The 13,875-nt window shown below is 61.3% G+C and carries 13 protein-coding genes and 1 tRNA gene; 5 read left to right on the top strand and 9 right to left on the bottom strand.

The features are described from left to right. Nucleotides 1-834: a LysM peptidoglycan-binding domain-containing protein gene (locus KKY_RS08720; RefSeq protein WP_014130959.1), complete on the bottom strand. Its 834-nt coding sequence runs from the start codon at nt 832-834 to the stop codon at nt 1-3. Between the two features lie 152 nt (nt 835-986). Here KKY_RS08720 and KKY_RS08715 point away from each other — a divergent pair. Beyond that, nucleotides 987-1,072: transfer RNA gene (locus KKY_RS08715), tRNA-Leu, on the top strand. Between the two features lies 1 nt (nt 1,073). Here the strand turns inward: KKY_RS08715 and KKY_RS08710 are convergent. The 3 genes from KKY_RS08710 to KKY_RS08700 all read right to left on the bottom strand — a co-directional run bounded on the left by KKY_RS08710 (nt 1,074) and on the right by KKY_RS08700 (nt 2,574). Continuing rightward, on the bottom strand, nt 1,074-1,496 hold the full coding sequence (locus KKY_RS08710; RefSeq protein ID WP_139305020.1) for a hypothetical protein: 423 nt from the start codon (nt 1,494-1,496) through the stop codon (nt 1,074-1,076). Nucleotides 1,497-1,656: 160 nt separating this feature from the next. Then, nucleotides 1,657-1,959, bottom strand: a complete 303-nt coding sequence (locus KKY_RS08705) for an EF-hand domain-containing protein (protein ID WP_158308063.1) — start codon at nt 1,957-1,959, stop codon at nt 1,657-1,659. A gap of 303 nt (nt 1,960-2,262) precedes the next feature. Then, nucleotides 2,263-2,574: a hypothetical protein gene (locus tag KKY_RS08700; protein ID WP_014130956.1), complete on the bottom strand. Its 312-nt coding sequence runs from the start codon at nt 2,572-2,574 to the stop codon at nt 2,263-2,265. A gap of 218 nt (nt 2,575-2,792) precedes the next feature. On the opposite strand from KKY_RS08700, the gene KKY_RS08695 reads away from it, so the two are divergent. Together KKY_RS08695 and KKY_RS08690 are read left to right on the top strand one after the other, a co-directional pair. After that, nucleotides 2,793-3,566 carry a MerR family transcriptional regulator gene (locus KKY_RS08695; protein WP_014130955.1) on the top strand — a complete coding sequence of 258 codons (774 nt, stop codon included), beginning with the start codon at nt 2,793-2,795 and terminating at the stop codon, nt 3,564-3,566. A 111-nt stretch (nt 3,567-3,677) separates the two neighbouring features. Further along, nucleotides 3,678-3,851 carry a CsbD family protein gene (locus tag KKY_RS08690; RefSeq protein WP_014130954.1) on the top strand — a complete coding sequence of 58 codons (174 nt, stop codon included), beginning with the start codon at nt 3,678-3,680 and terminating at the stop codon, nt 3,849-3,851. Between the two features lie 67 nt (nt 3,852-3,918). On the opposite strand, the gene KKY_RS08685 is transcribed toward KKY_RS08690, so the two are convergent. The 4 genes from KKY_RS08685 to KKY_RS08670 form a co-directional block, all read right to left on the bottom strand. After that, nucleotides 3,919-6,099 (bottom strand): TRAP transporter permease, encoded by a 2,181-nt coding sequence (locus KKY_RS08685; RefSeq protein WP_014130953.1) that lies wholly within the window; start codon nt 6,097-6,099, stop codon nt 3,919-3,921. 133 nt (nt 6,100-6,232) lie between these two features. Next, nucleotides 6,233-7,210 carry a TAXI family TRAP transporter solute-binding subunit gene (locus KKY_RS08680; RefSeq protein ID WP_014130952.1) on the bottom strand — a complete coding sequence of 326 codons (978 nt, stop codon included), beginning with the start codon at nt 7,208-7,210 and terminating at the stop codon, nt 6,233-6,235. Between the two features lie 222 nt (nt 7,211-7,432). Further along, entirely contained in the window at nt 7,433-8,800 is a 1,368-nt protein-coding gene (locus KKY_RS08675) for a sigma-54-dependent transcriptional regulator (RefSeq protein WP_014130950.1), read from the bottom strand. Continuing rightward, entirely contained in the window at nt 8,797-10,668 is a 1,872-nt protein-coding gene (locus KKY_RS08670) for a sensor histidine kinase (protein ID WP_014130949.1), read from the bottom strand. Before KKY_RS08670 ends, KKY_RS08675 begins: the two co-directional genes overlap by 4 nt. 93 nt (nt 10,669-10,761) lie before the next feature. On the opposite strand from KKY_RS08670, the gene KKY_RS08665 reads away from it, so the two are divergent. Next, nucleotides 10,762-11,640 carry a TraB/GumN family protein gene (locus tag KKY_RS08665; protein ID WP_014130948.1) on the top strand — a complete coding sequence of 293 codons (879 nt, stop codon included), beginning with the start codon at nt 10,762-10,764 and terminating at the stop codon, nt 11,638-11,640. Here KKY_RS08665 and KKY_RS08660 read toward each other — a convergent pair. After that, complete coding sequence (locus tag KKY_RS08660; RefSeq protein WP_014130947.1) at nt 11,637-12,158, bottom strand: gluconokinase; 522 nt, start codon at nt 12,156-12,158, stop codon at nt 11,637-11,639. The genes KKY_RS08665 and KKY_RS08660 overlap by 4 nt on opposite strands. Nucleotides 12,159-12,457: 299 nt before the next feature. Here KKY_RS08660 and gndA point away from each other — a divergent pair, with 299 nt between their 5' ends. Continuing rightward, nucleotides 12,458-13,870: an NADP-dependent phosphogluconate dehydrogenase gene (gene gndA, locus KKY_RS08655; protein WP_014130946.1), complete on the top strand. Its 1,413-nt coding sequence runs from the start codon at nt 12,458-12,460 to the stop codon at nt 13,868-13,870. Nucleotides 13,871-13,875 lie beyond the last annotated feature (5 nt).

Genomic DNA, 13,875 nt, shown 5'->3' with positions numbered 1-13,875 from the left:
TCAGTCCACAATCTCGATCGAGAGCGCCAGAAGATCGATGACCTGTCCTGTGCCCTCAGGGTCGGGAAAAATGCCGACAAAATCTCCTTTGCCCTGCTCGATCTCTCTGACCGCATAGCGGAACATGGCTGGGCCATCGCCGACGGTTATCGGGCGCCAGCCGCTGTTTCCGACTTCGTTTGTGGAATAGGCAGCTTCGATATCGGCACTGGCGCCCCCGACGGGGACGGCAAGAATATGAATGCGGATCGTCTTTCCGCTTACCGCCTGTTCCACCGCGTCGGGCAAGCGAAACGCTATGCCGCCGGTTCTGCCGGTCGAATAGGTATTTTCGGTACTGCCGGAAAGGCGAAGTGCGTCATCGCGCCGTTCGACAGTGAAGCCTCTGGGAATGACCGGATCGGGAAGGTCGCTCCATGCCGCGACATAAGTGCCTGGCAGATCAGGGCTTTCAGTGCCTGATTCGGCGGGCGCTTCGGTTTCCGGTTCCGCAACGGGTTCGACAGCTTCTTGGGCGGCCGGTTCCACATCGGGTTCAGCGGATGCTTCGGATGCCGGTTGCGCCGGCGTTTCGTCCGTCGCTTGGGTCGGCTCGGGTTCGGATTGGCCCGGCAGGGAGATCACGGTGCCTATGGGCAGTCTGTCGCAATTGCCTTCAAGCACATCGGCATTCGCCTCGCACAGGGCCGGCCAGAGGCGGTCGTTGCCCAGTTCGCGGGCTGCAATGGACGAGAGGGTATCACCCGATTGAACAGTGACGGTGGCGGCGGAAGCCGGAAGAGTGGCGGCGAGAAGCGCCAGACAAGCCAGCCCGTGCTTGGTCGTTATCGGCATTACGAACCCTCCTATCGAAAGTAACAAACTGCACCATAGGGTAGGGTTGTTGCACTTTTTAAAAGGATTTTGAACAGACTGCGGGAACAACAGGATTGCGTGTAGCGCAGACCTTTCCAAAACCGATCCCGCAACCTATAGGTTTGTGCCGCGCGGGCGTGGTGGAATGGTAGACACACAGGACTTAAAATCCTGAGGAGGTATCTCCGTGCGGGTTCAAGTCCCGCCGCCCGCACCAATCACTCACAGCGTGAGAACAGCGTCGCCTCGGTCCCGCGATCCGGCCAGACGATGGCGATCTGATCGCCGGCCTGGGCGAAGGTGATGGGCTCCTCGATCGTTTCCCCCTCGGACTGACAGGTCAACCGCGCTGTTGCTCCACCTTCGGGCGTGGTCTCGATATCTGCCATTTCGCAGATATTCTCGCGGCCCTCGAAGCGGGCCTCGGTTATGATGATCGGGAAACCGTCGGTCTGGTCGGTGCACCAGACCGGATCGGCGGCCCATTGGCCGACATAGAACGGCGCCGGTTCAGGTGAGGGCGCGTCTGAGGCATCAGCTGTGCCGGCTTCGGCAACCGCCTCTGGCGCTTCTCCTTCGGAACATGCGGCAAGGGTTGCGGTGAGTGCCAACGCGCAAAGTGCGGTAAGATAGCGTGCCATGATCATTCTCCGGAAACGCATTGCCATAGCCAAACGCCTGGCGGCGCGAGGCGTTCTGCCTCTGACACAAAATCGGCCACCCCGCCAGAGCGGAGCGGCCGACCGGGAGGAGGTCTGCACCAGGATGGGGGCGCGGGAGGAACGCCCCCGAAATGTTTCCTTACTGCGCCAGGGGCGCTTCGACGGCACCATCAACCGCCGGCGCTTCCATGGTGTTTGCCGGAGCTTCGGTGGCCGGTATAAGGGCCGCGAATTCCTCAGACGACAGCGCACCGTCTGCATCGGTATCGAGCATGGCAAAGCTCTCCGGCGTGAGATCGGGGATCGCGACCTGCAACTCTTCCATGCTTATGGCGCCATCGGCATTGGCATCGAGCGAGTTGAAATCGAGGCCCTGGGCAAGCGCGCCGCCGGTAGCAGAAAGGCCAATAAGCGCGGCAAGGGAAAGAACTGTCTTGTTCATGGGGTTGTGCTCCATGTGATGTGGTCCGGTGGTGCCGGCCATTCATTCGAACGCACCCGGCAGGATGCCGGGGCCGGTCTCGTTGATCGCGAAACCGTGAACACATCGTGAGCGGGTGCAATGGCGAGCTTGGGACCCCGATACGGCCATGCAGCGGAATTTATGGGGATATTTTGTGTCCGTCAGGGCAGACTGTGGCGAGACTTCGATCACGAAACGAGATCGAAAGCCGGGGCCAGTCGGCCAAATGGGCGATAATGGACGCCCCAATCTGGGCGATGCGCCTCAGCCTTGCCTTACTGGTTAAGCCGCGACGCTTGCCTGGGCCATGGTTTCGGGTTCGGCAATGGAAAGCGTGCACATGGGCTGGGCCAGCATTTCGCGCAGCAGCATGAGCCCGCGCGTCCAGCGCGCCAGCGCTACTGGGTCAGCCGGGGAAACATCGCCGGCGCGTGCATGGGAAACGACTGCCGCCGCCTCGGCGACGGGCAGGGCCATGACGTTGCAATAGAGCGTGAGCGCATCGGCGTGCGGGTTGATTGCGGACTCGACCTTCTCGTCGCGGAATGCCCAGACCAGCATGACTGCCAGTTCGTTTCGAGTCGGGATTTTCATGGCCATTTCCCATTCTGGAAAATCTCTGTTTGCTGACGCTACACGACGTGGCACGGCCAGATGGTAAACGCCGGGCGCGATAAAGGAGCAGATTGAAAACGCTCTGAATCGCCGGTTTGCGGCAAAGATAAAATTGCAGGAAAATTCTGCGGGCGGTTGACCCTCACGTTGCGTGAGGGCCTATGAGCTTGTCCTGCGGATGGTGCAGGAGAGAGCCCATGGAACGATACACCGTCAAACAGGTGGCGCAGATGGCCCGGATTTCGATCCGGACATTGCATCATTATGACAATATCGGCCTGCTCAAGCCTGCCCATATTGGTGAGAACGGCTACCGCTATTACGGCCGCGCGGAATTGCTGCGCCTGCAGCAGATCCTGATCCATCGCGAGCTGGATATTCCCCTTGCCCAGATCGGGGCCATCCTCGATGACCCGGCATTCGATCGTCTGGCCGCGCTGGAGAGCCAGCGCATCCGGGTTGTCGAGCAGGCGGGCCGGCTCACCTCCATGCTCAGGACGATCGACCGCACGATCGCCGAAATCAAAGGAGATCGCGCCATGAAGGACGCCGATTTGTATTCAGGGGTGGTCGACCCCCAAAAGCAGGCCGAATACGAAGCCTGGCTCGAACAGCGGTTCGGGCCGGACATCAAGACCGATATCGCTGTCTCCCTCCGCAGGATGGACCAGCTTTCCGACGCGAAACGGCAGGCTGCGATGGACGAATTGCGAACCATCGAGGAAGGACTCGCCGAAGCGCTTCGCAAGGGCATCCCGCCGCAATCGCACGCCCTGGAATCGATGATCGCCCGCCACTGGAACTGGGTGCAATCGAGCTGGAACCAGCCGGCGCCGGTTTCGGCCTATGCGGGGCTTGCCGATGTCTATCTGGCCCATCCCGACTTCGTTGCGCGCTATGAAAGCATAGAGACCGGGTTTGCCCAATATCTTGCGGCGGCGATGAAAAGCTGGGCGGCGCGGCAGCAATGATGACGGCACCCGCGCCACGGATTTCTTGATCGGGCCTAATAGGAACCGGCGCGATCAGACTGCGTTTACAGGGCGCGGAGCAATCATGCTGCCGTTTGATGACGGTGTGAAATGCACAAAGACGAAGTCAAAGGCGCCGGAAACAAGGCGAGGGGAGCGGTCAAGGAAGTGGTGGGCAGGACCACCAACAACAAGAAACTCCAGGCCGAAGGAAAGATGGACAGGGCCAGGGGCGATATCGAGCAAAAGGCCGGCAAGGTAAAGGACGCGATCCGCAAGCACTGAACCGGCCGCAAATAGAAAAGGCCGCCCCGGCAAGAGGCGGCCTTCGTGTCTTAAGAGGCTGAGGACGTCAATCCGCGCCCTTGGCCAGCGTTCGCGGCGTCACGACACGCTTCTGGTAGAAGAACAGTCCGACCGCGACGGCGAGGCCGAACAGGTCGGTGTACCAGGTGCCTTCGATCATCGCGAGCGCGGCGATCAAAAGAACGATCCGCAAGATAATGCCGATGGCACCGAAATAGTAACCTTGTACCGAGGCCGACAGCAGGTACATGCCCAGCAATGCGGTGCCGACGACGCGCGCGATGTCGATCCATTCGCCCTGCATGAGCAGTTCATGGCTGTAAAAGAACATGAACGGCACGATGAAGGCGGCCAGCCCGATCTTGAAGGCTTCCACGGAGGTCTTCATCGGATCGGACCCCGACAGTCCCGCACCGGCATAGGCGGCCAGCGCCACGGGCGGGGTAATCGCCGACATCACTGCATAGTAAAAGACGAAGAAGTGGGCCACGAGGACAGGGATGCCCAACTGGATCAGGCCCGGGGCGACCACGGCGGCAGCCACCGCGTATGCCGCGGTCGTTGGCATGCCCATGCCGAGGATGATCGAGATGCACATGGCAAAGAACAGCGCGATCAACTGGTTCTGTTCGGCAATGCCGAGCAGGAGCGAGGAGAACCGCGCGCCCACGCCGGTCAGAGCGATCACGCCCACGATGATACCGGCAGCGGCACAGACCGCGACGAGCTGGATGGACATCTTGGCGCCGAGTTCGAGCGCCTTGAGGACGGCGGTGGGACCCATGCGATAGGGCGTGAGCCAGGACACCACAGCGGCGGAGGCCATTGCGACCGTTCCGGCGCGGATCACCGAATAGCCCGCGAACAGCGTATAGATCAGGATGATAATCGGCAGGAAGAGGAAGGCCTGTTTGGCCAGCGCCCGGAATTTGGGGAGTTCGGCTTTCGGGATACCTTTCATGCCGAGCTTGGTCGCCTGCAGATCGACCATGAAATAGACCGAGACGAAATAGAGCAGCGCGGGGATGATCGCCGCGACCACGATCTCGGTATAGGGAATGCCCGTCACCTCGGCCATGATGAAGGCGCCGGCGCCCATGATCGGGGGCAGGATCTGCCCGCCCGAGGATGCGGTGGCCTCGATGGCCGCAGCGCTTTTTGACGGATAGCCGACCTTTTTCATCAGCGGGATGGTGAGCGAACCTGTCGCGACCACATTGCCGGCCGATGTGCCGTTGATCATGCCCATCAGGCCCGAGGCGAAGACCGCGACCTTGGCGGGACCGCCGCGCATGTTGCCCGCTGCGGCAAAGGCGAAGTTGACGAAATAATCGCCGACGCGGGAAGCCTGGAGAAAGGCGGCGAAGACGATGAACAGGATGATATAGGTCGAGGAGACCGCAATCGGATCGCCCAGGATGCCCTGGTCGGTGAAGATATAGGTGAAGAACCGCTCGGCGGTATAGCCGCGATGGGTCAGAAAGCCCGGCAGCCAGGGGCCGACGAAGGAGTAGGCGATAAAGATGCCGGCGATGATGACCAGGGCCAGTCCGGCAACGCGGCGGGTGAGCTCAAGGATCAGGATGACCCCGACCAGGGCGGCGTAGAAGTCGGCGGTCTGGGCCATGCCCGTGCCGGCGCGCAGGCGCAGGGCGCCGACGTTGAAGATGATATAGCCGAACATGGCGAGCGCGGCGATGCCCAGCAACCAGTCTGCCGGATGCACACGCTCGCGATCGCGGTCGGAAAACAGCCATGCGGCGGCGACCGCGGCAATGGTGCCAATGAGCAGCGGCAGGCCGTAGGTGCCGAATACGAAGGCGTCGGGCATGGGCGCAAAGCCGAACCAGCGGCCGGCCCAGGCGTAGCCCACCATGACAGCGCCATAGAGGACACCAGCGGCAGCGACCCCGATCACCCCCCACTCAATGGGGCTGCGGCTGCGGGCCACGGCGGGCGCCTCGGGATTGAGGGTAAGCGCCGAATAGGTGAGAAAGCCGATGAAAAGCCCGCCGGTCACGTGGACCATGCGATAGGCCCATGGTTCGAGCGGCGAAATGTTCATCACATAGATGTGGAACACAGTGTAGGCGATGGCCATGAGTGTGACGGCCAGGCCGATCCGGCCCGCAAGGCTGCGCTGGTTGGTGGCGAGGGGTTCCTCGTCGGTCCCCTGTGCGATCATCGGACCGGCGTCGCTGGCCGGTGCGGCATTGTCCTGAGACATTGAATTTTCCTCCCGCGGGCCGATCCTGCCCCGGATGGCGCATCAACAGCATGCGCCAGAATGTGTTTTCCTGCAAACAGGCGGATGGCGGCAAAAACCGTCATCCGCCTTGAACATCCTTCAGATGTCGGCGTTAGCCGCGCAATTCGTCAGGAATTTCGATGCCGACTTCATCGAAGTACCGCACAGCGCCCGGATGGAACGGCATGAAGGTATTCTTGTCGACGTTGTCGATGGTTGTTTCGGCGGCAGCCGAGTGGATCTGCACCATGCGTTCGGTGTTCTCCATCACCAGTTTGGTGATTTCGTAAGCCAGGCTTTCGGGCATGGATTCGCTGGCGATGGCGAAGTTCCACATCGCGACCGTGGGGCTTTCCTCGGGGAAGCCGTCATAGAGACCGCCGGGGGCGTCGAAGGCCGCCATTTCGGGCATCTGCGTCAGGATCTGGCCACGCTCCTCTTCGGTGAAGCCGAAGATGTTGACGTCGTTTTCGGCAGCAATCTGCGCAAAGGCCGCAATCGGCACGCCGGCGGCGAACGCGAAGGCGTCGATCAGACCGTCCTTGACCTGGCTGACGGCATCGTTGGCGCCCGAATAGCTGATCTCGGGCGAGACGCCCAGGATTTCGAAATAGCGCGGCCAATAGGTGGCAGCCGTGCCGCCGGCGGGGCCGACAGAAACGCGCTTGCCGTCAAAATCGGCAACGGATTCGATGCCCGAGGAGGCAAGGGTCACGACCTGGAAGGGGGTCTGGTACATCGGGAACAGAGCGCGCAGGCTCTTGTGCTCGACGCCGGGCGCCAGCTCGGACACGCCGGTCCAGGCTTCATAGGCCGGGCCCATTGTGACAAGACCCATGATGTGGTCGCCGGTTTCGATCAGCGTGGAGTTCTGGACCGGACCGCCCGTCACTTCACCCGAGGCGTTGATGCCGAGTTCCTCGGTGATGAGGCCGCCAAGGCCGGTGCCGTAAATAAAATAGGTGCCGCCCTGGCTGGCCGTGCCGATCGTCATGCTCGACGGCCAGTCGGACCGATCATCCTGGGCAATTGCCGGTGTTGCGGCAAGCAGGGTCGCTGCCGCAAACGCGGCAAGAGTGGTAAAACACATTGCGTTCCTCCCGTGGGGTTACCTCTTTGGGTTCATCCATACCGGGCGCGTAACGTCCTCCGCATCGCCCGGCGGTGGTCCATGAGGGGCGCAATGAGTGGCCCTGCGCAAGCGGCGCCGGAGGGGGCGGTCACGATTTTTTCATAGTTTGAGGCGCCGGTGGGTGGAAACGGTAACATTGGGCCTGTCTGGCGGGTGGAATCCCCCACAATTTCGCCCAGATCAGTCCGCCTCCGCCTCGCTGGGAAGGTAGCGGCCGCGCTCAAGACCGTATTTCTGCATCTTTTCGTAGAGCGATTTGCGCGACAGTCCGAGTGATTCATAGACCGGCTTGAGGCTGCCCGCGTGGGCGATCAGTGCGCTTTCGATAACGCCGCGCTCGAAATCGGCGACCCTGTCTGCCAGTCTCGAATCACCTTCCGTATCATCGCTCTCGCTCACCGTTTCGATGAAGGGAAGGCCAAGATCGAGGATGTAGCGATCGGCGGCGTTGCGCAGTTCGCGCACATTGCCGGGCCAATGACGCTCGCTGAGTGCCGTGAGGACCTGCGGCGGTACCGTGGTCGGCTCGCGCCTATAGCGGGCCGCGGCCTCTGTCAGAAGTTGCATGAAGAGCAGGGGAATGTCCTCGCGCCGCTCGGACAGTGGGGGGATTTCCAGCGTTATGACGTTGAGCCGATAGAGCAGGTCGGCCCGGAAGGTGCCTGCCGCGACGTCGGCTTCAAGCGGGGTTTTCGAAGTGGCGATAAACCGAACGTCCAGGGGCAGTCCGTCATTGGAGCCCAGCCGGGTTATGGTTCGTTCCTGAATGACGCGCAGAAGCTTGCCCTGAACGTCCATGGGCATCGAGCCGATCTCATCGAGCAGGATAGTGCCGCCCTGGGCCAGCTCGAACTTGCCGAACCGGGCCCGCATGGCGCCCGGAAACGCGCCGACTTCATGGCCGAACAATTCGCTTTCGATCAGATTGGCCGGCAATGCCGCGCAGTTGATCGCGATATAGGGCTTGCTCGATCGATGGGACAGGTCGTGCAGCGCCCTGGCGGTCACCTCCTTGCCCGAACCGGTAGCGCCCACGATCAGGACGTCGGTATCGGTCGGGCCGATGGTGCGCAGCTTGCGCCGCAGTTCCACCATTGGGTTGGAGCGGCCCAAAAGCCGCTGTTCGAGATCATCGCTCTGGCCGGCAGCGGCGCGCAGGACACGGTTTTCCAATACCAGCTTGCGGTATTCGAGGGCGCGGGCGGCGATTTCGGTCAACTGGCTGGTCACGAAAGGCTTTTCGATGAAGTCATAGGCACCTTCGCGCATGGCGCGGACGGCCAGTTGCACATCGCCATGGCCGGTAATCAGGACAACCGGTATATCGCGGTCCAGTTCATGCAGCCTGTTCATCAATGTCAGGCCATCGAGCCCCGGCATGCGGATATCGGTGATGACGATGCCCTTGAAGCCAAAGCCCGCGAAATGGGTGGCCTGTTCGGCGGAAGCGAAATCGATGACTTCGAATCCGGCGAGTTCGAGAGCCTGGGCCGTTGAATGACGCAGCTCGTTTTCGTCGTCGACAAGGATGATTTTTTCGCCGCTCATTGGGCTGGTTCCGCCATGGCTGGCAATTGGACGTGCTGGAGTTCGATCGTGAACAGCGCTCCACCCTCGGGATGATTTTCCACACGCAACTCGCCGCCGAAATCCTTTATGATGTTGTAGGAGATCGATAGCCCCAGTCCTAGGCCCTTGCCGACGCCTTTGGTCGAAAAGAACGGGTCGAATATCCGTTCCGCCAACCCCGGAGCGACGCCGGGCCCATGGTCCCGGACCGTGACGATGGCGCGGTCCTTGAGGCGCCTTGCCGTCAGAGCGATGCGGCGGTCGGTACCGGTTTCGGCGGCGTCGATGGCGTTGGTGAGGATGTTGACCAATACCTGCTGCAGACGGACCGGGCCCCCCACGATGACAAGGTGGTCATCCCCGATATCGAGGGAAAGCTCTATTCCCGCTGATTTGATACGCCAGTTCAGCAGTTCGACAGTATCGCCAATGACGAGATCGAGCGGCACGCTTGTGAGCTTCTGGTTGGGTTTTCTCGCGAAATTGCGCAGATGGCGCGAAATCGAATTCATGCGATCGATCAATCCGGAAATGCGTCCGACATTGGCACTGGCATCCTCGATCCGGCCACGTTCGATCAGCACCAGGGCATTGTCGGCGTAGTTGCGGGCGGCTGAAAGCGGCTGGTTGAATTCATGGGACAGGGCAGCCGACATCTGGCCCAAAGCGGCGAGTTTGCCAGCCTGGATCAGGTCGGACTGGGTCTTGCGCAGAATTTGTTCGGTCGCCCGGCGCTCGGCCACTTCCTCTTCGAGCTTGATGTTGAGACTGGCCAGTTCGGCGGTGCGCTCTGTAACGCGGCGCTCGAGCATTTCCTTGGCCTCGCGCTGGAGGTGCATGCGCTCGCGCAGCCGGGCCCGCCGCTGGGCGTAGATCGCGCCGGCCAATGTGCCCAGCGCAATGGCGAGGAGGGCGATAATTGTGGTCGTGAGCGCCTGGGCCCGGGCCGAGGCGGTGTCGAGCATGACGCTCACCGTCCAGTCGGCCTCGGGCATGGCCTCGGAGACCACGAGATATTCGCTCGCGGTTTCCTCGCGTTCGATGCTGATCAGGCGATGGCGCTCGTCACCGGTTTCGCGGAAGGGCAGCTCGGCCAGTTCAGCATTGGCATAGCGGCGGGTTTCGGCGGTGCGGGCCAGCCGGTCGGGCGTAAGCGGCAGCATGGAATTGTAGAGCAGGTCAGCCCGGCTCGACATGAAGATGATGCCTTCAGGGTCGGTCACGACGATGAGATAATCGCCGCCGCGCCAGGTCTCCTCGATGGAATCGACATCGACCTTGACCGCCACGACGCCCTTGAACTCCCCGTCCACCAGAACTGGCGCGCCGAAATAATAGCCGCGCTTGAACGATGTGGTGCCAAGAGCAAAGAACCGGCCCTCGCCACCATCGATGGCGTCATAAAAATACGGGCGATACTGGAAATTTTCGCCCACGAAGGGCGCTTCACTGTCGTAGTTGGAGGCGACGATGGTCGTGCCGTCCTCGCCCATCACGTAGATGTCGGACGATTCGAACTGGGTGTTGATCTGCTTGAGATAGGCGTTGACGTCCGCAACCAGGCCCTGATTGCCCGGATCGGCGACGACAGCCTTGATGTCGTCGAAATCGGCAATGACCCGTGGCAGACTTTCATAGCGTTCCATATGGCCGCGCAGAACGGCAACGGCGAGACGCAGCGTGTTGTTTCCGCGCGCATTGGCCTCGTCGAAATAGAGTCGGCTGGCGTATCCGCTGCCCCATAATGCCACTGCCGCCATAGCCAGAACGGCAAATCCGGCCGCGGCGACCCAGCGGCGGGGCCATGGCCGATGAAGCGGCGCGCTTATGGTTTGGGCAAGGGTCATGCCTTCATAGTAATGGCGAGATAAACTTTTCGAAACAATTTCTTGGACCGGGGGTTCTCCCCATTCTGCTTTTGCATTGGAAGGATTGAATTTATGGCGTTTGGACAATGGATCAGAAGGATTGCGGCCGGCCTGCTGGTTGGAACAATGGCCACACCGCTTGCCGCCCAAACGCCCGAGCCACCAATCTGGGTTATCGAGGACGATAATTCGACGATCTACATGATCGGCACCGTGCACATGATGCGCGACGGGGTCGATTGGGAAAGTCCGCAACTTGCCGAAATTCTCGGCCGCGCCGACAGCGTCTGGCTCGAACTCGACAGCTTCGATCCGCCCGAAAACCTGTTCGGGCTCATCATGGCATCGGGCATGTCGCCCGACCGACCGCTCTCTTCATTGCTCGATGACGAGGAAATGTCCGGACTTCAAACCATTCTGGACGAGCATGGTGTGCCGCTCGACAGTTTCGACGGGCTGCGTCCGTGGTACGCCTATCTGCAGATTTCGGCCCTGATGCTTGTCGAGGCCGGGTTCGATCCCCAGGGCGGCATCGACATGCACATCAAGGACCGGGCAGACGAATTGGGCATTCCCGTTATGGGGTTTGAGACCTTCGAGGAACAGTTCGAAACGCTGTCAGGCATGGATGAGGAGGTGCAACTGGACGTGTTGCGCCAGACCATCATCGAGTATGAGGATGCCAAGACCGAACTTGTCGATGAACTGGAAAGCTGGATCGACGGCGATCTGACGACGCTGAAAGCCGAGACCGCGGAAATTGCCCATGAGCTCGAAGGCTTTTACGAGGTGCTGTTCGTCGAACGCAATCAAGGATTTGCAGATGGCATCGAGGACATCCTGTCCGGCAAGGGTACGGCGCTTGTCGCTGTCGGGTTGGGCCATTATGTCGGCCCCGATTCGATTCCCGAGATTCTGGAAGAACGCGGCTATACGGTCGAGCGGCGCTAGGTGAGCGCTTCAGCCGCCTGATCGACGATTTCGTCGATCGTCAGCGCGACGTCGATGGTTATGCCATGCTCGTCGGGTCCGAACGGCTCAAGCGTTGCGAACTGGCTGTCGAGCAGGGCAGGCGGCATGAAATGGCCCGGCCGATTGGCCTGACGCTTGGCGATGACCGATTTGTCCCCGTGCAGCAGCACAAAGGCGATCGGCTCTTCGGCCCGGTTCGTCAGGCAATCGCGATAGGCCCTGCGCAGGGCCGAACAGGCGCAGACGACGCGACCATTGGTGTCTGCCGTGTTGCGCATGGCGTCGGCGACGATCTCCAGCCACGGCCAGCGGTCGGAATCCTCGAGCGGGGTGCCGCCACGCATCTTTTCGACATTGGCGCGCGGATGAAGGTTGTCGGCATCGATGAACGGCACCTCCAGTCGATCTGCCAACTCCTCTCCGATCGTTGATTTTCCGGCGCCCGAAACGCCCATGACGACGATGAGACGAGGCTGGGCGGAGGAGGAAGACGACATGGCGGTCCGGGTGCTGTTGGTCGGAGGTTTCATACCTGCCACGGTCCCGTCCGCGCTGCAATCGGTTGCAGGCCATTGATGCATCGGAGTTACAGCAAGGCGGGCCGATGCACGTCAGAGGGCCGGCACAACTTGCCCCGGCCCGCGTCGAGGGCTAGAGACAAGGGCTATAGAACTGGAACCGAGGGCGGCCCAATCAACAGGCACCGCGCTTTCCAGGTCCTTATTTGGTCGCGCGGTCGAACCGGAAAAGTCTGCAACTTTTCCTGACCGCACTCGAAAGTTGAGAGGCTTTGTGCATGGAAGAGGCAGATATCGGCCTGGTCGGGCTTGGGGTGATGGGCGAGAACCTTGCCCTCAACATCGCCGATAACGGCTACAAGGTCGCTGTTTACAATCGCACGGCGGACAAGGTGGATGCGTTTCTGGCCAATGCCGGGGACCTCAAATCCAACGTCATGGGCAGCGGCGAACTGGCGACGTTCATTTCCATGCTCAAGCGGCCGCGTTCGGTCATCATCATGGTCAAGGCCGGCGATCCCGTCGATCAGGTGATCGCCGAGCTCAAGCCGCTGCTTGAAGAAGGCGACGTCATCATCGACGCGGGCAATGCCAATTACCACGATACGGTGCGCCGCTTTTCCGAACTCGACGGCACGGGGATCGGGTTCCTGGGCATCGGGGTATCGGGTGGCGAAGAGGGCGCACGGCACGGCCCTTCCATCATGGTCGGCGGTTCGGAAGCCCAGTGGGAGAACGCCGAGGCGGTGCTGACCGCCATTTCCGCCAAATTCAATGGCGAGGCGTGTTGCGCCTATCTGGGGACCGGCGGGGCGGGCCATTTCGTCAAGACCATCCATAACGGCATCGAATATGCCGACATGCAGATGATCGGCGAGATTTACGGCATCATGCGCGACGGGCTGGGCATGAGCCCGGAAGACTGCGCCAAGGTTTTCGAGGAGTGGAACAAGGGGCCGCTCGACAGCTATCTGATCGAGATCACCGGCCATGTACTCAACGCGAAGGATGAGGGAACCGGCAAGCCGCTGGTTGACGTGATCCTCGATGCCGCCGGCCAGAAGGGCACGGGGCGCTGGTCGGCCATCGAAGCGCTCAATCTGGGCGTGTCGGCGACAACTATCGAAGGTGCGGTTGCCGCCCGGTCGATTTCGGCCATGAAGGACGAGCGCGTCCGGGGCGAGGAAATCTATGGCGCCGGCGTGAAAGGCAACGCGACCATTTCGCTAGAGGCGCTGGAAAAGGCGTTGCTGGCCGGCAAGATCGCCGCTTATGCACAGGGCTTCGCGGTTATGGCCAAGGCGTCCGAGGATAACGGCTGGAATCTGCCGCTTGCCACCATCGCCAAGATCTGGCGGGCCGGCTGCATCATCCGTTCGCGCTTCCTTGACCAGATTTCCCAGGCGTTCGACAGCGGCGGGGCGGCCAATCTTCTGACCCAGCCGGCCTTTGTGGACATGATGAAGGACAGCAATGGCGCCTTGCGTGCGGTGGTCGCCACCTGCGCGATCAACGAATTGCCCGCGCCGTGCCTCTCATCCGCCCTTGCCTATTTCGATGCTTACCGTCAGGCGCGCGGAACGACGAACCTGACACAGGGCCAGCGCGATTTCTTCGGCGCCCACGGGTTCAAGCGTTTGGACAAGGATGGCGATTTCCATCACACTTGGCCGAGCCTGATCGGTCAATAATGAGA

Origin of the sequence: Pelagibacterium halotolerans B2, assembly GCF_000230555.1 — a bacterium.
Classification (GTDB): Bacteria; Pseudomonadota; Alphaproteobacteria; order Rhizobiales; family Devosiaceae; genus Pelagibacterium; species Pelagibacterium halotolerans.
Note: the sequence above shows the minus strand (reverse complement) of the source record. Positions and strands in the feature narration are given on the sequence as shown.